Origin of the sequence: Micromonospora sp. DSM 45708, from assembly GCF_039566955.1 — a bacterium.
GTDB lineage: Bacteria > Actinomycetota > Actinomycetes > Mycobacteriales > Micromonosporaceae > Micromonospora.
The window spans coordinates 3,901,195-3,920,811 of the sequence record NZ_CP154796.1; the positions used below are offsets into that span (position 1 = coordinate 3,901,195).

Sequence of the window (19,617 nt, forward strand, 5' to 3'; positions counted from 1 at the left end):
ACCTGACCGGAAAGACACTTCGAGGTGAACGATGCAGCTCGCATGACCGAGCTAGGTCGCTGGGCCTAGGAGCCGATGCCTGAGCGGCGGCGATCGAGGCAGCGTGACGAGCCGCCCGGCGATCAACGCCGATCTCACGGCCGAACGGGCAAACGTGGACGAGGCATCAATGATCCTTCCCCCGTAGAAGTTTTCTTCGACGGAACGACTTGTCCATACACGATTCTCAATATCCGCGCATCCTGTCAAGCGTCCGGCGCAACGACCGCAATCACGAAGAAGGGGCGCGATGAAGCGGCTCGGCTGGTCATGTCGTTCGGCGACACCGGCGAGTTCGGCCGGCTCTGGCCGCCGGTCCGGGTCAGCGGACAAAGCCGGTGGTGGCAAACGCCTCCGCGTCGTCGGGTTCGCGGACCCGCGCGGGACCGGACCGACAACACTGTGACCGCCCAACATAACCCGGTCCGGGATCCAGATCGACGAGCTGCGCCGTCCCGACGAGGCTCAGGCGGTCGATGAAGCCGGTCAGCCAGGTCGGGCAGGCGGCGTCCACACTGGCGGGTTCGACACGGGCATCGAGATCCGCAAGCCCACCGCCGGTCGCCTTCAGCACCGACTCCTTGCGCCCCCAACAGGGAGGAATGCCCGGGTCGGGGCCGACCGGCCGTGAACAGCGCGCAAGTCCGCGCGCCGGGCGTCGCTGAGCACCGGGCCCAGCATGCTCTCGGCGTCGGCGCTCACCTGCTGGACATCTACGCCGACGGCGGTGTCCCCGCACAGCGCAACCGCCATCCGGTCGCCGGCGTGCCTGAGGGAGACGTTGAGCATGCTTCCGACGACCTCAGGGCGCCCGTGCGACCCTCGGCAGTCCGGGCACTCGCGGCGAGGCTTGACCTTCCGCGGATCGTCATCGGCCGACTCGGCAACCGCGACCGCGAGAAGCGCGGTGGCCGACATGAGCCGCCATCGCGCCCGGCGGCGGCATCCGGACCACCGTGGGCGCGACGCGCGCCGCCTCCGACGACGACCTGCGCGCCGCGACCCGGCGGAGGGAACACCGGCGCGGGCCCGCTCCGATCCGCTGAGCAGGTCCTCGCTCCAGTCGGGGGCGTCGGCCGGGTCGATGCACCACACGTGGCAGTCGGTCGGGCGACTGCCACGCCTGCGAGTCCGGCCATCGGGCGGCACGGAGGAACTGGCCGTTGAGGAACGCCGGCACGTGGAGACGATCAATACCGCCGCTGCCGGGACCGACGCGCCGCGTTCAATCGGTGCAGGACCGCCAGCGCCGAGCGTCGTCCCGGTGCGGGAACGCCTGCAAGGGATTCGTACGGTTCTCGGCTTCGAAGCCGACGTCGGGAAGGTCGTTCGCACTCACGTTCTGCCCGCAGCGGCCTGAATCCGTGTCCGGGAGGCGTACGACATGGCCTGGCTCAGAGTGGCCGCCCGCGCGTCCGTCCCTGGCGCCATGGATCCGGCGCTTTACCGGTTCGTCGCAGCTCCTTGATCCAGCCGTTGGCGATCTGCCGGGGAACCGAGTAGTGCTCGGCGACCCTCGCCGCACTCCCCATTTTCCAGTACTTGACGGGGAAGTCGGGCGGCATGTCGCTGACGTGCTTACCGACGCGCCCGGGCGGTACCTTGTCCGCAGGCGCCGACGTCCGCCCTCCGTCGATTGGCTGCGCAGGTTCGTCTCGTTCGCTGTCATGTCTGTCAACGACGTCCGGCACCGAGCCAGGGGTTTCCGCCTCTCCGGACAGCCGAAACGCAATCTCGACAATCTGTCGAAAGTCCAGCTCAGCCAGCGTCTGCGGCACGGTGGAGCCACCCTCGTCAGGCCGTACCGAAATCTCCCGGACGGCAGGGCCGGCTGAGGCCAGGTCCACAACGACCTTTATCTGCCCGATGCCGCCAACCTGCTCAACTGTGATGAGGTACTCGCTCATCAAAGCTCTCCTCTATGCGGTGGGCTCGACCATGAGCAGCAGACTGCTACGACGGTTCACCGTTCAGCTTCCGCAGCCGGCCTATCCAACCCTTCGCGGTGTGCCGCGGAACCCCGTAGTGTTCGGCGACGCCGGTGACGGTACCAGCGGCCTCGTACACGGCCCTGACCTCTTCCGCATCAGGCATGCGCCGGTAGGCGCGGCCCGACCCCGTCCCCTGATGGCGCGTCGCCTCTGCGGGTTGCACCGCGGCAAGTCGGCCATGATCCGCCGCATCGTCAACCGACTGCTGAGTGTCGGACCGCCTGCGGGTCGAAACCCGACCGCCAGCGGGCGCGCCGGGACCAACGACTCCAGTCGCCGCGCCGGCCGCCACTGCCGAACTACCGGCACGCGAGGCTCCCGCGCCCCCAATGAGTGCCTGCCCGATCGCCTCAAGATCTATCTCAGGCAGCGAGCTGACGGTCAAACCGGCCGGGCCATTGCTGCGCATCGTTATCTCAGCGATCCGGTGCACGCCGCCGCTGGCTTCAACCCTGATCAGGAGTTGAAACGCACCAGCAGTTTCATCGTCATCCGTTGATATGGCGACACGAAAAGCAGTCATCCCGACATGCTAGTCCGTCGCCTTGCGGGTGCCGGCAGTGACGTCCGCCCTGGTCATGACAGGTTTGACGGCAAGGAGGGGAACTTGTGCTCCTCGACCTGTCCAGGCTGCTCGTATCGCCGGTTCGCCCCTGAGGGCGCGGCCGGCGTCTGAGTCGCGGATCGCGACGGCGCGGCTGCCGAGAACCGGCAGGCGGACGTTCCCGCGCTGGCGACGCGCACCGACGTGGCGGTGTGGAGCACGAGGTCGTCGCGCTGATCGACGCCGTCGAGCGGCAGCTCGGACCGACCGACCTGTTCTGCGCCAACGCGGGCGTCGCGTTCGGCCGCGGGCTGGACGCCCCGGCCAGGACTGGGCCATCACCTAGCAGGTGAACGTGCTGGCCCACGTCCACTCCGCGCGTGCCTGGTGCCCCTGATGTCGGCCCGCGGCGGCGGTCACCTGCTGCACCCCTGATCGGCGGCCGGTCTGCTGGTGGTGGCCCCGGGCGACGCGCGGTACACCGCGACGAAGCACGCCGCGGTGGCGTACGCCGAATGGCTGGCGGTGACCTACGGCGACGGCGGCCTTCGGGTCAGCGCGCTGTGCCCGCGGGGTGTGCGTACCCCCTTGTTGGTGGCCGGCGTCGAGGCCGGGTCGGCCACGGCGAAGGCCGTCACCGCGGCCGGCGAGCCGCTTGAGCCGGACGACGTCGCGGCGTGGTGGTCGAGGGTTTGGCGGCCGAACGGTTCCTCGTCCTGCCGCGCCCCGAGGTGTCCCGGTACGTGCAGTACAAGGCCGCCGACCGGGACCGCTGGATCGCCGGCGCCCGCCACCGGACGGGCTGAACCGCCGGACGGGCGGCCGGAGGGTGGGTGGCCGGATCAGTGGCGGGCGGTCAGCTTGACCCGCAGCGTGTTCAGGTGATGCTGGAACGGCGAGCTGGCATGCCAGTCCGGTGTCGCGTCGACCGGGCGCAGGTCCGGGAAACGATCAAGCAGGATGCGGAAACACTCGTCCGTTTCCATCCGGGCCAGCGCGGCGCCCAGGCAGTAGGACGCGCCCATGCCGAACGCGGTGTGTCGGTTGGGGGTACGGGTGACGTCGAAGCGGTCGGGTTCGTCGAACACCTCGGGGTCGCGGTTGCCGGCCACCATGGCGAGGTAGATGGTCTGGTGCGCCGCAATGGGCACGTCGCCGATCACCACCGGTTCGGTGGTCATCCGCACGACGCCCCCGCCCGGGCCGTCGCAGCGGAGCATCTCTTCCACGGCTGACGGGGTCAGCTCTGGCTTCTCCTTGAGCAGGTCGAGCTGCTCGGGGTTCTGGAACAGCAGGAGCAGCCCGTTCGCGATGAGGTGGGCCGTCGTCTCGTGGCCGGCGAACAGCAGCAGCACGCAGTTGGCGACGATCTCGTCCTCGGTGACCAGGCCGTCCTTCTCGGCGGCCGCGAACGTGCTCAGCACGTCCTCGCGCGGCTGTTGCCGGCGCTCCGCCAGCAGTGGCCGCAGGTAGTCCTGCATCTCCAGGATGCTGCGCTGGCACCGGCGCAGCTGGGGCAGGTTGGCGATCTTGAAGACCGTGAGGATGTCCCGCGACCAGGCCTGGAGCAGCTCACGGTCGCGGATCGGCATGCCGAGCATCTCGGCGATGACGTTCGCCGGCAGCGGGAACGCCAGGTCCTTGACCACGTCCATCCGGCCCTGCGGCGCCACGGCGTCGAGCAGCTCGTGGGTCAACTCCCGTACCCGCGGGCGCAGCGCGTCCACTGTGGGGCGGGTGAAGTACCGCTTCAACAGCTGCTGGAAGCGGACGTGGTCAGCGGTGTTGGTGTGCCCCATCCACATGTCGATCGAGGCGCGCAGCGGCAGCAGCTCGTCCTGCTCGGCGGGACTCAACCGCCGGAGCCCCTGGGACATGTTCGCGTTGGCCAGGCGGCGGTCCTTCAACCCGGCGACGATGTCCGCGTGCCGGGTGACAAGGTAGGCGTTGAGCTCCGGAACCCAGGTCACCGGGGTTTCCGCCCGAATTCGGTGGAACAGGCGGGTCGGGTTTTCCAGCGCTTTGAGGGTGAACAATCTGTCCTGCCGGATCGGCCCGTTCATATCCTCCATCCGGTGATTATGACGTGGGACGTACGCCGGCGCCATGCCCGCCAGCCCCGGGCGCCTGTCGCTCGACCGGCCGGAAAAGTTCCAGCAAAGCGCAGTAAATTGGCGGGAACAAGGCCGGGGCGGGTTTCGACCAGGGCCTGTCCTCCGATCATGGAAGCCAGGTGATGGCGGCGGTCAGGACGAGGCTGGCCGCCACGGCCGGCCCTACGAGGACACCCGACATTCAAGCGATCGAGGCCGTGCCCCATCTTTCGCTGGTCACGGCTCGATCGTGAAGTGCGCCGAAGGGACTCGAACCCTAACCTTCCGATCCGTAGGCCGCGCGGCCGTACATCTGTCGCTTGATCGTCTTGATGGGGTTGACGTGGCCTTCGACAGGGCCGGAGCCCCTCCGATGCCGGATACCCGACGAATCAGTCTGACGAAGGTCGACGCCTCTTCACCTTTTGCGCCACCTCTGACACCCTGCATTCGCGGCATAACCAGTGGAGAGGCGGGTCGAGGGCGATGACAAAGCGTTGGCTGGTCACGGGATGTTCGAGCGGACTCGGTCAGGCTCTCGCGGCCCGGCTCGCCGCCGAGGGCGACCAGGTGGTGGCGACCGCCCGGCAGCCGAAGACCCTGGACGGGTTGGTCGCCCGCCATCCGAACAACGTGGTGGCCGCCGCCCTGGACGTACGGGATCCGGAGCAGTGCGCAGCAGCGGTCGAGCGTGCGGTGGACGCCTTCGGCGGCGTCGACGTTCTGGTCAACAACGCGGCCTACGGCCAGTTCGGCACCTTCGAGGAGATCTCCGACGCGGAGCTCGCCGCGCAGTTCGCCACAAACGTCTTCGGGCCGTGGCAGCTCACCCGCGCCGTGCTGCCGCTGTGGCGGGCACAGCGCCGCGGGCACGCCGTCTTCGTCAGCTCGGTCTCCAACGTGGTTCCCATCCCGGGGCTCGCCGCGTACAACGCGAGCAAGTGTGCGCTGGAGGGAGCGGCCGAATCGCTGGCCGCCGAGGCCGGGCACCTCGGGGTCAAGGTGACCATCCTGCAGCCGGGCGGCTTCGCCACCGGTTACAGCGCCAACCTGCGGAGAACGGAGAACCGTATCGCGGACTACACGCCGGTCAGCGAGGGCATGTTCCACGCGCTGCACGAGATGAACACCTATGCGGAGATCAACTCCCCCGAGCTCTTCGCCGACGTGGTCTGGCGGCTCGGTCAGATGGACTCGCCGCCGCTTCGACTGCCGGTGGGATCCGACTCGGAGGCAGTCCTGAAGCGCGCCTACGACGCCCGGCGCAGGGAGTACGACCAGGTGATCAAGGCGGGCCATCACACCGTCCCGTGAGCAGGCGCGCGAGGTGGCCTTCGCCGGCCGCCCCCGCCCAGAGGATCCGCCCGGCTGAGACGTCGGGGACCGGGTCTGTGGACCGATGGAGCCGGGCTCCTACATCCGCTACCAGGCGCAGTCCAAGCTGGACCAGACACGGTCACCGGACTGGCCGGCCACGTCTTCGTCACAACAGGCCGGGCTGCGCCCAGGTTGACGGAGGCCACCACGGTTCCGGCCAACCGGGGAACCTCAGGCTTACCTCTCCCCCGGTCACCGGCGCAGGTGGCCGATGCCGTGCTGGTCGAGCCAGCTGATCGTCCGCCGCACGAACGTCGGCGCCGCCGAGCCGGCGCTGACGTCGGTGGCGACCAGCGGTACCTGGGCGGCGACCGGGAGCAGGGTGGACTGCCAGCAGGCCGGCGTGGCGCAGGCCGAGCGGTCGTCGACGCGCCAGGCGGCGGCCACGTTGCGGCCGTCCGGGTCGGCCGGGCGGTATTCCAGCCAGCGGCGCAGGTCGTTGCCGCCGTCGATCCCGGCGGCGAGGACCAGGTTGAACGAGCCCCGCACGCGAAGCAGGCGGATCTGCTCCTGCACGCCGAAATTCGGCAGGCTGGTGCCCGCGCAGGCGACGCCGCCGTCGCGCCAGCAGGTCCAGGCCACCGCGGGACCGGTGCCACCGGCCGCCGGGAAGTCGTAGGGCGAGATGTCGAAGATCACCGCGTTGTCGGCGCCGAACACCTCCGCCGCCGCGCTCCAGAAGGAGCGCGTGGCGAGAAAGTCGCTCTGGCGCAGCGACACGATGGGTGTGATGCCGGCCCGGACGAGCCGGTCGACGTACCGGGCCGCCTCGTCGACGTAGCCGACGCGGTTCTGTCTGTCGGTGGGGCTGCCGGTGTAGACGAAGCAGGCGTCGCTCAGCACGACCCGCACCGCGTCGACGCCGCGGGCCCGCAGCGCGCCTACTGACGCGTCGTCGACCGGGCCGTCCCAGCGGATCGGTCCCCACGCGCACTCGCCGGGCGCGGCCGACCGGATGATTCCGCGTGGCCGGTACGGCCTCGGGTCGGTGGTGACCGTGCGGATGCGGTTGCCGATCGCCTTCAGCGCGGGGGCGGCACCGGGTGCCGGCGGCGGGAGCACCCGGATGCCGCGGACCTCGGCGGTGGCCTGGGCGCCGTCGCTGTCGTAGGCGGTGGCGGTGACGCGGGTGCCGCTGTTCGGCGGCGCGCCGCGCCAGTCGAACGCGTACGGCGCGGTGGTGTCCACGGCGAGCAACGTGCCGCGCTCCCGGAACTCGACCCGCTCGATCCGCCGGCCGGCCGCCGCCGTGGCCTCCGCACGGATCGGGATGACGCCCGGCGCGGCGAAGAAGTCGTTGGGCAGGGGCGAGGTGAGCGACACCGACGGGCCGCCCGGCTTGGGGCTGGGCTGCGGGCTGGCCGAAGCCGTCGGCGGCGACGAGCCGGTCGGGCTGCCGACGTCCACGTTGCACGGCTGGCCGCTCAAGACCCAGTCGGTCGGCTCGGGCTCCGCGTCCCGGTAGTTGCCGCCGAAGCGCACCGTCACCGAGGCGCCGGTCGGCAGCGTGGACCCCGCCGGTGGGCGGAGCATGGTCATCGGGTACAACTCACCGCTGCCGAGCGTGTATCCGTCCGGCAGCCGGTCGAGGCCCATGGTGATCGTTTGGCCGCTGACCTGACGGAACCGCAGCCACCAGTCGGTGACGGGAGAGCCCAGGTTGGTGACGGTGAGCTCAGCCCAGAAGCCGTTGGACCACTCTCGGGTGATGGTGTAGTCCACCGTGCACGCCGTCGCGGCGTACGCCGGCGGCAGCACCATCGTCATGGCCCCGCCGACGACGACCGCGGCGGCGGTGGCCAGCGCGAAGATCCTGCGTCGCATCATGCCCCGTATTCATCGACCAGCATCGCTTGATACAGCCTCGGCGGTCGGGACTCTGTCTGTCAATACCGTGGGCGGGTCCGCCACCACCACCGCGCAGACCTCCTCGCCGTGGCGCGGGTCGGGCACCCCGATCACTGCCACCTGGCCGACCGCCGGGTGCCCGGCAAGGACCTCCTCCACCTCGCGTGGGTAGACGTCGAAGCCACCCCGGACGATCATGTGATCCGGGTGTCGCCGTCGACCACGGCGACGGTGTCGGCGTGCCGGCGGGCGGACTCGGCCAGCACCATGGCCAGCGACAGCGCGGTCATCGGGCCACGCCCCGCACCAGGCGGCTGACCGTCTCGGCGACGCAGACCGGCTTTCCGTCGGCGTCGCTCTCCACAGTGACCGCGGTGACCACCTGCACGCCGCCGTCCACCGGTGACACCTCGGCCAGGGTCGCGGTGGCGCGGACCGCGCTGCCGACCCGGAGCGGGGCCGGGAAGCGCACCCGGTTGAGGCCGTAGTTGACCCCCATGGCCACGCCCTCGACCCGGTACAGGCCACCGGCCAGCGCCGGCAGCAGGGACAACGTGAGGTAGCCGTGCGCGATGGTGCCGCCGAACGGGCCGGTCGCGGCCCGTCGCGGGTCGATGTGGATCCACTGGCGGTCGTCGGTGGCGTCGGCGAACCGGTCGACCCGTTGCTGGTCGATCCGGAACCAGGGGCCGGGGCCCAGAATCTCGCCGGTCGCCTCGGCCAACTCCTCGATGGACGCGAAGACCCTCATGCCAGGTGCCCTCCCAGCTTCGTGTAGCCGCGCAGCAGGTCGCGGGAGATGATCAGTCGCTGCATCTCGTCGGTGCCCTCGAAGATCCGGTACAGCCGGACCTGCCGGTACCAGCGCTCGATCGGCAGCTCGCGGGTGTAGCCCATGCCGCCGTGGATCTGCAGGACGCGGTCGACCACCCGATTGACCATGCCCGCGCCGTAGAGCTTCGCCATCGAGGAGGCGTGCCGCGGGTCCTTGCCCTGGTCGACGGTCCAGGCGGCGCGCAGGATGAGCCAGCGGGCCGCCTCCAGCTCGGTCTCCGAGTCGGCGATCATCCACTGGATGGCCTGGTTGGTGCCGATCTTCGCGCCAAAGGTCTCCCGGGTGTTGGCGTAGTCGATGGCCATCGACAACGCCCGCTCGGCGATGCCGACGGCGTGCGACGGGATGGTGTAGCGGCCCTTGCCGATCCACTCCATGCCGAGGCTGAAGCCCTGCCCGGGCTCGCCGAGGATGTTGCGCCCGGGCACCCGGACGTCGTCGAAGACCAGCGAGGCGGGGCCACCCTCGCCCATCGTCTGGATGAACTCCGAGCGCCAGCCCATCGACCGGTCCACCAGGAACGCGGTGGCGCCGCCGTGGCGGGTGCCCTTCTCCCGGTCGGTCACCGCGATCACGATGGCGAAGTCGGCATCGTGACCGCCGGTGATGAAGGTCTTCTCGCCGTTGAGGATCCAGTCGTCGCCGTCGCGACGGGCGCTGAGCTTGATGTTGGCCGCGTCGGAGCCGGCGCCGGGCTCGGTGATCGCGAAGCAGCTGCGCCGCTCCCCCTCGATGGTCGGGACCAGGTACTCGCGCTTCTGCTCGTCGTTGGCGTGGAACAGGATGTTGTCGGCCTCACCGCCGAACCGGAACGGCACGAACGAGCGGCCGAGTTCGGTCCAGATCAGGGACTGGGTGACGGCCGGCAGGTCCATGCCGCCGTACTCCTCCGGGGTGGCCAGCCCCCAGAACCCGAACTTGCGCGCCTTGAGCTGCAGCTCGCGCAGCTCGCTGTGCTCCAGGCCGGGCCGGTGCGCCCGCTCCCGCCGCAGCAGTTCCTGCTCCAGCGGCATGACCTCCCTGGCGATGAAGTCGCGGGCGGTGTCGCGGATCGCCCGCTCGGTGTCGGAAAGCGCGAAGTCCATGTTCCCCTCCGGGTGTTGGTCCGCCGGCGCGCCTCAGCGCGCGCCGCCATTGACGTACAGGGTCTGGCCGCTGACGTACGACGCGTCGTCGCTGGACAGGAAGGCGATCACAGAAGCGATCTCGGTCGGCTGGGCGACCCGGCGCAGCGGGGTGTGCTCGGCGACCATCCGCTGATGCTCCTCCGGGCTGCTGCCGACCCGCTGCGCGGTGGCAGCGGTCATCGCGGTGGCCACGTAGCCCGGGGCGACGGCGTTGACCGTGACGTTGTACGGGCCGAGCTCGATGGCGAGGGTGGCCGTCAGTCCCTGCACCCCCGCCTTGGCCGCCGCATAGTTGACCTGGCCCCGGTTGCCGAGGGCGGAGCGGCTGCTGAGGTTGACGATCCGGCCGTAGCGAGCCGCGACCATGTGCTGTTGGACGGCCTGGCAACAGAGGAACATGCTGGTCAGGTTGGTGGTGAGCACCGCCTCCCAGTGCGCCAGAGGCATCTTGAACAGCAGGTCGTCGCGGGTGATGCCGGCGTTGTTCACCAGCACGTGCAGCCCGCCGTACGCCTGCACCACCCGGTCGGTCATCGCGGCGACCGCCGCGGGGTCGGTCACGTCGCAGCCGATGCCGACGGCCCGGCCGCCGGCCGCGGTGATCTCGTCGGCGACCGCCCGGCTGCGCTCCTCGTCGAGGTCGACCACGGCGACGGCGGCGCCCTCGGCGGCCAGCCGGTGCGCGGTCGCCGCGCCGATGCCCTGCCCGGCGCCGGTGACGACGGCCACCCGGTCGGCGAATCTGGTCACGGTTCTCCCCTTTGCTAGAAGGCGTTGACGCCGGTGAGCGCGCGCCCGATGAGCAGCTGCTGGATCTGGCTGGTGCCCTCGTAGAGGGTGGCGACGCGGGCGTCGCGCAGGTACTTGCCGACCGGGTACTCGTCGATGTAGCCGTACCCGCCGAAGACCTGGACGGCGTTGTTGGCCGCCCGGACCGCGGCCTCGCTGGCGAAGAGCTTGGCCATCGAGGCCTCGGTGGCGAACGGCTCGCCCCGGTCGACGAGGTCGGCCACCCGCCACACCAGCAGCCGGGCGGCGGCGGTGTCCACGGCGATGGCGGCGAGCAACTGCTGCACCAGCTGGTGCCCGGCGATCGGCTTGCCGAACTGGGTGCGCTGCCCGGCGTAGCCGACCGCCGCGTCGAGGCAGCCCTGCGCGATGCCGACGCAGCCGGCGGCCACCGACATCCGGCCCTTGGCCAGGGTGGCCAGGGCCAGCCGGAACCCGCCGTCGGCCGGGCCGAGGCGCGCCGAGTCGGGCACCCGGACGGCGTCGAAGCGCAGCTCACCGGTTGCCTGCCCGCGCAGCCCGAGCTTGCCGTGGATCTCGTTCCGGGTGAGCCCGGCGACGTCGGTGGGCACCAGGAACGCGGTGATGCCCCGGTGTCCGGGCCCGCCGGTGCGGGCGAAGAGCAGGACCACATCGGCCCACGTGCCGTTGGTGATGAACGTCTTCGCGCCGGTGATCAGCCAGTCGTCGCCGTCGCGGGTCGCCCGGGTGGTCAGCGCGGCGGCGTCCGAGCCGCTGTCCGGTTCGGTCAGGGCGAAGCAGCCGAGCGCGGTGCCGGCGCAGAGCCGGGGCAGCCACTCGGCCCGCTGCGCGGCGGACCCGTGCGCGGCGATGGCCTTGGCGACCAGCCCGAGCGACACCGAGACGATGCCCCGGACGGCGGAGTCGCCCCGGCCGAGCTCCTCCAGCACCAGGCAGTAGGAGAGGTGGTCGCCGCCGGACCCGCCGTTCTCCTCGGGGATGGTCAGCCCGAGGAAGCCCAGCCGGCCGAGCTTTCCCACGATCTCCGGGTCGACCGACTCGCGCCGGTCCCAGGCCGCCGCGTACGGGGCCACCTCCCGGTCGACGAACTCGGCGGCCAGTCGCCGGACGGCCGCCTGCTCCGGGGAGAGCTGAAGGTCCATGAGGCATAAACTAGCGCTGCAAGTTTAATTCCGTCCAGACCCCGTTGTGGCAGAGTTGCGGCGAACCCACGAGCGAACGAGGGAGGCACGGATGCCCCGGCCGAGGCAGGCGCTGCTCAGCCGGCAGCGGATCGTCGAGGCCGCCGCGGCGCTGATCGACGCGGACGGCCTGGAGGGGTTCTCCACCCGCCGGCTCGCGGCCGAACTCGGGGTGCGCGGGCCCTCGCTGTACAACCACTTCGCCACCAAGGACGAGATCCTCGACGCGGTGGCCGACAGCGTCACGGCGCAGGTCGACGTCTCCTTCTTCGGGAAGATCGACTGGCGCGAGGCGCTGCGCCGCTGGGGGCACTCCTACCGGGCGGCGCTGGCCGCGCACCCAAACATCGTGCCGTATCTGGCCCGCGGTCCGGGGCGGCGGCCGGCGGCGCTGGCCATGGCCGACGCCGTCTACGGCGGACTGGTCGCGGCCGGCTGGCCGCCCTCGCGCGCCACCCACATCGGCGCGCTGATGCGCTACTTCGTGGCCGGGTCCGCGCTCGGGTCGTTCGCCCGCGGTTTCGTCGAGGACCCCGGGGTGTACGCCGAGCAGTACCCGCACCTGACCCAGGCCCACCGGCTCGCCGAGCATCAGCAGCAGGTGGACGAGGGCGCCTTCGCGCTCGGCCTCGACGCGCTCATCCACGGGCTCTCCCGCACCTACAAGGAGCACATCGGGCCGCTACCACCCCTCCCACCGGCCGACCTGGGGCGCTAGAGTCAAAACTTGCAGCGCTAGTTTTTGACCACGGTGAGGGGCGCGATGGATCTCGCACGAACCGCCATCTATCTCGACGGAGCCTGGGTCGCCCCCTCCTCCGGGCACACCATCCCGGTGCACAACCCGGCGACCGAGGAGCTCCTGGCCCGGGTACCGGCCGGCACGGCCGCCGACGTCGACCGGGCCGTCACGGCCGCCCGGGCCGCCTTCCCCGGCTGGGCCGCCACCACCCCGGCGCAGCGGTCCGCCGCCCTGGACCGCCTGCACGCGGCGCTGGCCAGCCGGGCCGCGATCGCCGCCGAGACGGTCGCGCTGGAGCTGGGCACCCCGCTCAGGGTCGCCACCCGGGTACAGGTCGGCCTGCCGCTGACCGTACTGCGCAGCTACGTCGACCTGGCCGCCCGGCCGCCCGCCGAGGAGACCGTCGGCAACTCGCTCGTGGTCCGCGAACCCGTCGGCGTGGTCGGGGCGATCACCCCGTGGAACTACCCGCTGCACCAGGTGATGGCGAAGGTGGCGCCCGCGCTGGCCGCCGGGTGCACGGTGGTGCTCAAGCCCAGCGAGCTGACCCCGCTGACCGCGTACCTGCTCTTCGACGCGATCCACGAGGCCGGCTTCCCGCCGGGGGTGGTCAACCTGGTGCCCGGCACCGGCGTCGAGGTGGGCGAGGCCATCGCCGCCCACCCGGACGTCGACATGGTTTCCTTCACCGGCTCGACCGCCACCGGCCGGCGGATCTCGCACCTGGCCGCCGACCGGATCGCCCGGGTGGCGCTGGAGCTCGGCGGCAAGTCCGCCAACGTGATCCTCGACGACGCCGACCTGGCCACCGCGGTGAAGGTCGGCGTGGGCAACGCCTTCCTCAACTCCGGCCAGACCTGCACCGCCTGGACCCGGATGCTGGTGCACCGGGACCGCTACGACGAGGCGTTGGACCTGGTCGCCAAGGCCGCCGACGGCTACCGGACCGGCGACCCGTTCGCGCCGGACACCCGGCTCGGCCCGCTGGTCTCCGCGGCCCAGCGGGACCGGGTGACCGGCCACGTGACCCGGGCGCTCACCGACGGCGGCCGGCTGATCGCCGGCGGCCCGGACGCGGTGCTGCCCGAGCGGGGCTGGTTCGTCGCCCCGACCGTGCTCGCCGACGTCGACCCGGGCAGCGCGCTGGCCCAGGAGGAGGTCTTCGGACCGGTGCTCGCCGTCATCCCGGTCGACGACGAGGAGGCGGCGGTGGCCGTCGCCAACAACTCCCGGTACGGCCTGGCCGGCGCCGTCTGGTCCGCCGACGAGGAGCGGGCGGTGCGGGTCGCCCGGCGGATCCGCACCGGAGCCGTCGACATCAACGGCGCGCCGTTCAACCCGCTCGCCCCGTTCGGCGGCTACAAGCAGTCCGGCCTCGGCCGGGAACTGGGTCGTTACGGGCTCGACGAGTTCCTCCAGACCAAGGCGATCCAGCGGTGAGGGCGCTGCTCGCCCGAGGCGTGAACCAGCCGGTGACGGTGGAGGAGGTGGAGCTGCCGGCACCCGGGCCGGGCGAGGTACGGGTGCGGGTACGGGCCGCCGGGGTCTGCCACTCGGACCTGTCCATGGTCAACGGCACGGTCGCGCCGCCGTACCCGCTGGTGCTCGGGCACGAGGCGGCGGGCGAGGTGGTCGAGGTCGGCCCCGGCGTCGACCGGGTCCGGCCCGGCGCGCACGTGGTGCTGAACTGGGCGCCGCCCTGCCGGAGGTGCTGGTACTGCGATCGCGGCGAGTCGTGGTTCTGCGAGCGGACGGGCTCCCCCGCGACCGCCCGGGGCCGGACCTCGGCCGGTGCGCCGCTGCACGTCGCCCTCGGCCTCGGCGCGCTGGCCGAGGAGGTGGTGGTGCCGCAGGAGGCGGTGATCGGCGTTCCGGCGCAGCTACCGTTCGCCACCGCGGCCCTGCTGGGCTGCGCCGTGCTCACCGGGGTCGGCGCGGTACGCCGGACCGCCCGGGTGGCGCCCGGCGAGTCGGTGGCGGTGATCGGTCTCGGCGGGGTGGGCCTGTCGGTGGTCTCCGCCGCCCGGGCCGCCGGCGCCGACCCGGTCCTCGCCGTCGACGTGTCGCCCGCCAAGGCCGAACTGGCCGCCGCCGCCGGGGCCACCGACTTCCTCGTCGCCGACGACGCGCTGAGCCGGGCGATCCGGGAGCGCACCCACGGGCGTGGCGTCGACCACGCCCTGGAGTGCGTCGGCCGCGGCGTGACCATCCGCGCCGCCTGGCGGGCCGCCCGGCGCGGCGGCCAGGTCACCGTCGTGGGGATGGGCGCGCGGGACGACGTGGTCAGCCTGAGCGCGCTGGACATCTTCCACTCCGGGCGGACACTGCGTTCCTCGGTGTACGGCTCGTCCGACCCGGACCGCGACGTGCCCGAGCTGGCCCGCGCCGTGCTCGCCGGCACCCTGGACCCGGCCGCCCTGATCACCGACCGGACCGGCCTGGACGGCGCCGCGGCGGCGTTCGACCGGATGGCCCGCGGCGAGGGCGCCCGTACCGTCGTGCTGCCCTGACCGTCGCCGCCCGCCGCCGTGCCGGGTTCAGTGCAGCGCGCGGGCGAGCTCGGTGCGGGACCGGATGCCGAGCCGGTGGAAGATGTTGCGCAGGTGGTGGTCGACGGTCCGGGTGGAGAGGAACAGCCGGGTGGCGATCTCGCGGTTGGTGGCTCCCTCGGCGACCAGCTGCGCGATCCGTAGCTGCTGCCCGGTGAGCAGCCGGGCGGCCGGCAGCTCCGGTGTGCCGACCGACTCGCCGGCCGCCCGCAGCTCGGTGGTGGCCTGCTCGGCCCAGACGGTCAGCCCGAGCAGGCCGAAGGTTTCCCGGGCGGCGTGCAGGTGCTCGCGGGCGTCCCGGGGGCGGCGGCTGCGGCGCAGTTCCCGGCCGAGGAGCAGCTCGGTGCGGGCCCGTTCGAACGCCCCCGCATCCGCCGGGTGCAGCCGCAGCGCGGTGCGGAAGCCGCGTTCGGCGTCGGCGCTGCCGCGCGCGGCCAGCAGCGCGTGGCAGCGCGCGGAGAGCGCCCGCCGGGACGGGCTCGCGGTGCTGCTGGCCCACCTGTCGAAGACGGCGAGCGCGGCGGTGGCGGCCGGTCGCCGGTCCGCGCCGGCGACGGCCTCGACCAGGTAGGGGGTGGCCATCACCTGGATCAGCACCTGCCCTCGGCCGGTGCCGGGGCGGGCCAGCGCGGCCAGTCGGGTGGCGGCCGCCTCGTGCCGCCCGTTGACCAGGTCGAGCACCGCGAGCGCCCACTGGGCGAGCGCGCGCGGGCGGCTGTGCGGGGCGGGCGCCTCGCCGATCTCGCGGATCCGGCACAGGCTGGTTTCCCGGTCGGCCCGGACCGCCGCCAGCATCGCCAGCATGCCCAGGTGCACCCCGGCGGAGTTGACCTGGCCGGTGTCCCGGGCGACCCGCAACCCCTCCCGGGAGGTATCCGCCGCCGCCTCGTGCCGGCCCAGCCAGTACTCCGCGATCGCGCGCAGCTCCAGCGCCCGGGGCAGCGCGGACACCTCGCCGCGGGCACGCGCCAGCTCGACGGCCCGCTCGGCGAGCCGGTGGGCGGCGCTGTCGACCGCGACCAGCAGGCCCGCGACCGCCGCGCCGGTCAGCGCGGCGGGGGTGAGCGCCGGCCCGGTCAGCCGGTTGCCGAGCACGACCGCCCGGCGCAGGGCCGGGCCGCCCCGCTCGTGGTCACCGCGCAGCGTCGCCGCCACCCCGGCGGCCAGCGCGGTCAGCAACTCCGCGTCGGGCGGGTCCTCGGGCCGGCGCAGGACCGCCACTCGGCGCGCCACCTCGGCGTAGCGGAACTGGTCGCCGGTGTGGCAGACCGCCTCACCGGCCCGGACAAGCGCGCCGAGGGCGGCGACGCGGTCGACCCCGGACACCGCCCGGGCGGCGGCGAGCAGGGTGGTCGAGGCCGTCGACGGCGAGCCGCAGCGCAGTTCCAGCTCGCCGCGGAGCAGCCCGGCCCGGCCGGCCGCGACAGGGTCGACCGGTCCGGCCGCGGCGGCCTCGGCGAGCAGCCGCCCGGCACGCCGCGGCTGCCCCGCCGCCCAGGCGCGACCGGCAGCGGCGACCAGCCGGGCGCTGGCCTGCCGCGGCTCGCCGCTGAGTTCGGCGGCCCGGTGCAGGGCGGCCACCCCGTCGTCCCCGCCGGTCCCACCGGCCACGGCCTCCAGTTCCGCCGCCAGCACCGGGTCCGGGCCCTCCGCCGCGGCGGCGCGGTGCAGCGTCCGGCGGAGGTGCTGTCCGGGGCCGTCGAGCACGCCGGCGAGCAGCAGGTGGGCGGCGCGCCGCTCGGCCAGCGTCGCGTCCGCCGCGACGACGGCCCGGGCCAGCGGTTGCGCCAGGGCCACCCGCTCCGGGCCGACCCGGACCAGCCCGGCTGCCTCGGCCGGGGCGAGCGCCTCGATCGCCGTGCCGTCGGCGCGGGCGGCCCGGACCAGGGTGGCCGGATCGCCGTCGGAGTCGAGCGCGGCGAGCAGCAGCACCCGCCGGGTGTCGGCGGGCAGCCCGGCCAGTCGGCCCCGGTACCCGCGACCCAGCGCGCCGTCGAGGGGCGGCCCGTCGGGCAGCGGCTCCTCACCGCGGCACTGGCCCGGGGTGAGCACCTCGGCCAGGTCGGCCAGGGCCTGCGGGTTGCCGCCGGCGACCGCGGTCAGTTCCCGGGCCACCCGGGGGGCCAGCCCGGGCAGCCGGTCGGTGAGCAGCGCGGCGCCGGCCCGGTCGTCGAGGGGTCGCAGCCGGTGCCGGGGCACGCCGGCGGCGACCGCGTCGGTGCCGGCGGTGAGCAGCATGGCAACCGGCAGGTGACGCAGCCGGCGGGCCACGAAGCCGAGCACCTCCGCGGTCGGCGGGTCGCCGCGATCGACGTCGTCGACCGTGCAGAGCAGCGGGCGCTCCCGGGCGGCGGCGACGAGCAGTCCCCGCACGGCCATCGACAGGGCGAGCCGGTGGTCGGCCGGGCAGCCCGCGCCGGCCAGCGTCCGCCGCAGCACCCCGCGCTGCGGCTCGGGCAGGGCGTCGGCCCGGTCGAGCAGCGGGTCGAGCAGGCGTTGCAGGCCCGCGTACGGCAGCGCGGCCTCGTCCGCCAGGCCAGCGCCGGCCAGCCGGTGACAGCGGGTGGCGTACCGGTGGGCGTAGCCGACGAGGACGCTGCGGCCAGCGCCGGGTTCGCCCCACACCAGCAGCGCTCCCCCGGCGTCCGGCAGGCCGTCGACCAGCCGCCGGACGGCCGCGCACTCGGTGTCCCGACCCGGCAGCCCAGTTATTTGCACCGACAATGCAGCAACCATGCATCGAGTGTCACCTATCGGAAACCGGATGGAAAGAGTTCGGGCCGGTCAGCGGGGAGCGCCGGCCAGCAGAGCGCCCACCGTCCGGGCCATCACCGCCCGCGCCTGGTCCACGCCCAGCCCCAGCCCGTCGCGCAGCATCGACCAGGCCGGCCACATGCTCGCCGCGACCACCGCGTGCAGCACCTGCTCCCGACCGGACCCGGCCTGTGCCAGCTCGGCCGCGAAGAGCTGCTCGACCTCCTCGCGGACCCGCGAGATGTGCACCAGCCGATTGCGGTGCAGCTGGTCGGAGACCGGCTCCCGCATCTGCGCCGCCCGCGCGGAGGGCGCGATGAGCTGAAGCAGCCGCGCCCGCTGCCGGCAGTACGCGTCGACCCGCTTGGCCAACGGCAGCGTCGGCGAGATCGGCCGGTACGCGGCGTCCTGCTGGCGGAGCACCTCCGCCCCGCTGGCCTCGAAGAGCGTCTCCATGTCCTTGAAGTTCGTCCAGAGCGTACGCAGCGAGATGCCGGCCCGCTCCGCGATGCGCTCGCCGGTCGGCCGCAGGTCCCCCTCGGAGATGAGCGCGAGGTGGGCCTCGACGATCGCCGCCCGGGTCCGCGCGGCCCGGGCCGTCCGCCCGTCCACCCGGCCGGGCGCCTGCACCCCACCCATCCGCGCTGCCCTCCTCGACGCTGTCACGCCTCACTGCCCGCCGAGTCTAGACGTGCGCCGTCGGCGCGTCGGAGCGGTGTCGGCGCAGCTCGCGACGGGCCAGCGACTGCCGGTGCACCTCGTCCGGGCCGTCGGCCGGGCGCAGCGCGCGGGCCCGCACCCAGAGCCGGTCCAGCGGGGTTTCCTGGCTGAGGCCGGCCGCCCCGTGCGCCTGGATGGCCCGGTCCAGCACCCACTCGACGGTCCCCGGCACCGCGATCTTGATGGCCTGGATCCCGGTGTGCGCCGCCTGGTTGCCGGCGGTGTCCATCAGCCAGGCCGTCTTGAGCACCAGCAGCCGGGCCTGCTCGAGCCGGACCCGGGCCTCGGCGATCCAGTCCCGGACCACCCCCTGCGCGGCGAGCGGCCCGCCGAACGCGCGCCGGCCGGAGACCCGCCGGCACATCAGCTCGACCGCCCGCTCGGCCATGCCGAGCAGCCGCATGCAGTGGTGCACCCGGCCGGGACCGAGCCCGGGCCTGCGAGATGGCGAAACCGTCGCCCTCCGCCCCGATCAGGTTGCCCACCGGCACCCGCACGTCGACAAAGTCGATCTCGGCGTGGCCGCCGTGGTCGCTGTCGTCGTACCCGAAGGTGTGCAGCCCGCGGCTGGCGCCGGTGACGAGGGCGACCCGGCCGTCGAGCCGGCCTGAATCTGCATTCACGATGCAAACAGTATGAGGCCCTCCAGTGAACGTCAACGACGGATCTCGCCCGACATCTCACATTCCGTTGACACGGGCTCGGTCATAACCGCACCGTCAATGCAAATATAATGTGTGGCACCACCGTGAACCGGTACTGCTCGTCGTCTCTGGAGACCATCCGGATGGCGCTGCACGCCATCCGGGCCGGCGAGGATCACGCCTTCGTCTCCGCCGGGGTGGAGTGCGTCTCCCGGTACGACCGGGGCCGCAGCGACGGGCACCCGGGCAGCGCCAACCCGCGGTTCGCCGACGCGGTGACCCGGCCCGCCGACCGGCCCGCCGGTGGGGGTGCCCCGCTGGCACGACTCCCGCGGCCCGGCCGGCGCGGCTACGGTGCCGGGCGGACGGGTCGTGGGTGACCCCGCCCGCCCGGCGCGGTGG

The 19,617-nt window shown here is 73.0% G+C and carries 18 protein-coding genes and 3 pseudogenes; 9 read left to right on the forward strand and 12 right to left on the reverse strand.

The features are described from left to right. Positions 1-361: 361 nt before the first annotated feature. Positions 362-613, reverse strand: coding sequence for a hypothetical protein (locus tag VKK44_RS16435; protein ID WP_343441976.1), 252 nt, complete (start codon positions 611-613; stop codon positions 362-364). An 820-nt stretch (positions 614-1,433) separates the two neighbouring features. Continuing rightward, positions 1,434-1,946: a hypothetical protein gene (locus tag VKK44_RS16440; protein ID WP_343441977.1), complete on the reverse strand. Its 513-nt coding sequence runs from the start codon at positions 1,944-1,946 to the stop codon at positions 1,434-1,436. A gap of 31 nt (positions 1,947-1,977) precedes the next feature. On the opposite strand from VKK44_RS16440, the gene VKK44_RS16445 reads away from it, so the two are divergent. The 4 genes and pseudogenes from VKK44_RS16445 (at position 1,978) to VKK44_RS16455 (ending at position 3,380) form a co-directional block, all read left to right on the forward strand. After that, positions 1,978-2,529, forward strand: a complete 552-nt coding sequence (locus VKK44_RS16445) for a hypothetical protein (protein ID WP_343441978.1) — start codon at positions 1,978-1,980, stop codon at positions 2,527-2,529. A gap of 257 nt (positions 2,530-2,786) precedes the next feature. Then, the gene (locus VKK44_RS16450) at positions 2,787-2,927 is read left to right on the forward strand and encodes a hypothetical protein (protein ID WP_343441979.1); all 141 of its coding nucleotides are present in this window, start codon (positions 2,787-2,789) and stop codon (positions 2,925-2,927) included. A 148-nt stretch (positions 2,928-3,075) separates the two neighbouring features. Continuing rightward, positions 3,076-3,192, forward strand: a pseudogene (locus tag VKK44_RS31005) (dehydrogenase); the annotation flags it as partial. A 59-nt stretch (positions 3,193-3,251) separates the two neighbouring features. Beyond that, complete coding sequence (locus VKK44_RS16455) at positions 3,252-3,380, forward strand: hypothetical protein (RefSeq protein ID WP_343441980.1); 129 nt, start codon at positions 3,252-3,254, stop codon at positions 3,378-3,380. Between the two features lie 36 nt (positions 3,381-3,416). Here the strand turns inward: VKK44_RS16455 and VKK44_RS16460 are convergent, their stop codons facing one another. After that, positions 3,417-4,544: a cytochrome P450 gene (locus tag VKK44_RS16460; protein WP_343441981.1), complete on the reverse strand. Its 1,128-nt coding sequence runs from the start codon at positions 4,542-4,544 to the stop codon at positions 3,417-3,419. A gap of 609 nt (positions 4,545-5,153) precedes the next feature. Here VKK44_RS16460 and VKK44_RS16465 point away from each other — a divergent pair. After that, positions 5,154-5,981 carry an SDR family oxidoreductase gene (locus tag VKK44_RS16465; RefSeq protein WP_343441982.1) on the forward strand — a complete coding sequence of 276 codons (828 nt, stop codon included), beginning with the start codon at positions 5,154-5,156 and terminating at the stop codon, positions 5,979-5,981. 255 nt (positions 5,982-6,236) lie between these two features. Here the strand turns inward: VKK44_RS16465 and VKK44_RS16470 are convergent, their stop codons facing one another. From VKK44_RS16470 to VKK44_RS16495, 6 genes are all read right to left on the reverse strand, one after another. Next, positions 6,237-7,871, reverse strand: coding sequence for an Ig-like domain-containing protein (locus tag VKK44_RS16470; protein WP_343441983.1), 1,635 nt, complete (start codon positions 7,869-7,871; stop codon positions 6,237-6,239). A gap of 9 nt (positions 7,872-7,880) precedes the next feature. Continuing rightward, positions 7,881-8,090, reverse strand: a complete 210-nt coding sequence (locus VKK44_RS16475) for an AMP-binding enzyme (RefSeq protein ID WP_343441984.1) — start codon at positions 8,088-8,090, stop codon at positions 7,881-7,883. An 88-nt stretch (positions 8,091-8,178) separates the two neighbouring features. Continuing rightward, positions 8,179-8,643: a MaoC family dehydratase gene (locus VKK44_RS16480; RefSeq protein WP_343441985.1), complete on the reverse strand. Its 465-nt coding sequence runs from the start codon at positions 8,641-8,643 to the stop codon at positions 8,179-8,181. Next, positions 8,640-9,812, reverse strand: a complete 1,173-nt coding sequence (locus VKK44_RS16485; RefSeq protein WP_343441986.1) for an acyl-CoA dehydrogenase family protein — start codon at positions 9,810-9,812, stop codon at positions 8,640-8,642. Before VKK44_RS16485 ends, VKK44_RS16480 begins: the two co-directional genes overlap by 4 nt. 33 nt (positions 9,813-9,845) lie before the next feature. Further along, positions 9,846-10,604 (reverse strand): SDR family NAD(P)-dependent oxidoreductase, encoded by a 759-nt coding sequence (locus tag VKK44_RS16490; RefSeq protein ID WP_343441987.1) that lies wholly within the window; start codon positions 10,602-10,604, stop codon positions 9,846-9,848. Positions 10,605-10,618: 14 nt separating this feature from the next. Continuing rightward, positions 10,619-11,767 carry an acyl-CoA dehydrogenase family protein gene (locus tag VKK44_RS16495; protein WP_343441988.1) on the reverse strand — a complete coding sequence of 383 codons (1,149 nt, stop codon included), beginning with the start codon at positions 11,765-11,767 and terminating at the stop codon, positions 10,619-10,621. Between the two features lie 91 nt (positions 11,768-11,858). On the opposite strand from VKK44_RS16495, the gene VKK44_RS16500 reads away from it, so the two are divergent. The 3 genes from VKK44_RS16500 to VKK44_RS16510 are packed head-to-tail and all read left to right on the forward strand — an operon-like array spanning position 11,859 to position 15,058. Beyond that, a complete protein-coding gene (locus VKK44_RS16500) occupies positions 11,859-12,524 on the forward strand; it encodes a TetR/AcrR family transcriptional regulator (RefSeq protein ID WP_343441989.1) in 666 nt (221 codons plus the stop codon). 45 nt (positions 12,525-12,569) lie between these two features. Then, on the forward strand, positions 12,570-13,988 hold the full coding sequence (locus VKK44_RS16505; protein WP_343441990.1) for an aldehyde dehydrogenase family protein: 1,419 nt from the start codon (positions 12,570-12,572) through the stop codon (positions 13,986-13,988). Next, the gene (locus tag VKK44_RS16510) at positions 13,985-15,058 is read left to right on the forward strand and encodes an alcohol dehydrogenase catalytic domain-containing protein (RefSeq protein WP_343441991.1); all 1,074 of its coding nucleotides are present in this window, start codon (positions 13,985-13,987) and stop codon (positions 15,056-15,058) included. Before VKK44_RS16505 ends, VKK44_RS16510 begins: the two co-directional genes overlap by 4 nt. Before the next feature lie 27 nt (positions 15,059-15,085). Here the strand turns inward: VKK44_RS16510 and VKK44_RS16515 are convergent, their stop codons facing one another. From VKK44_RS16515 to VKK44_RS16525, 3 genes and pseudogenes are all read right to left on the reverse strand, one after another. Next, positions 15,086-17,833, reverse strand: coding sequence for a helix-turn-helix transcriptional regulator (locus tag VKK44_RS16515; protein WP_343441992.1), 2,748 nt, complete (start codon positions 17,831-17,833; stop codon positions 15,086-15,088). Between the two features lie 48 nt (positions 17,834-17,881). Then, entirely contained in the window at positions 17,882-18,490 is a 609-nt protein-coding gene (locus VKK44_RS16520; RefSeq protein WP_281940140.1) for a TetR/AcrR family transcriptional regulator, read from the reverse strand. Positions 18,491-18,536: 46 nt separating this feature from the next. Then, positions 18,537-19,137 (reverse strand): annotated as a pseudogene (locus VKK44_RS16525) (acyl-CoA dehydrogenase family protein); the annotation flags it as partial. A gap of 173 nt (positions 19,138-19,310) precedes the next feature. On the opposite strand from VKK44_RS16525, the pseudogene VKK44_RS16530 reads away from it, so the two are divergent. Further along, positions 19,311-19,523 (forward strand): annotated as a pseudogene (locus VKK44_RS16530) (thiolase family protein); the annotation flags it as partial. Between the last annotated feature and the right edge of the window lie 94 nt (positions 19,524-19,617).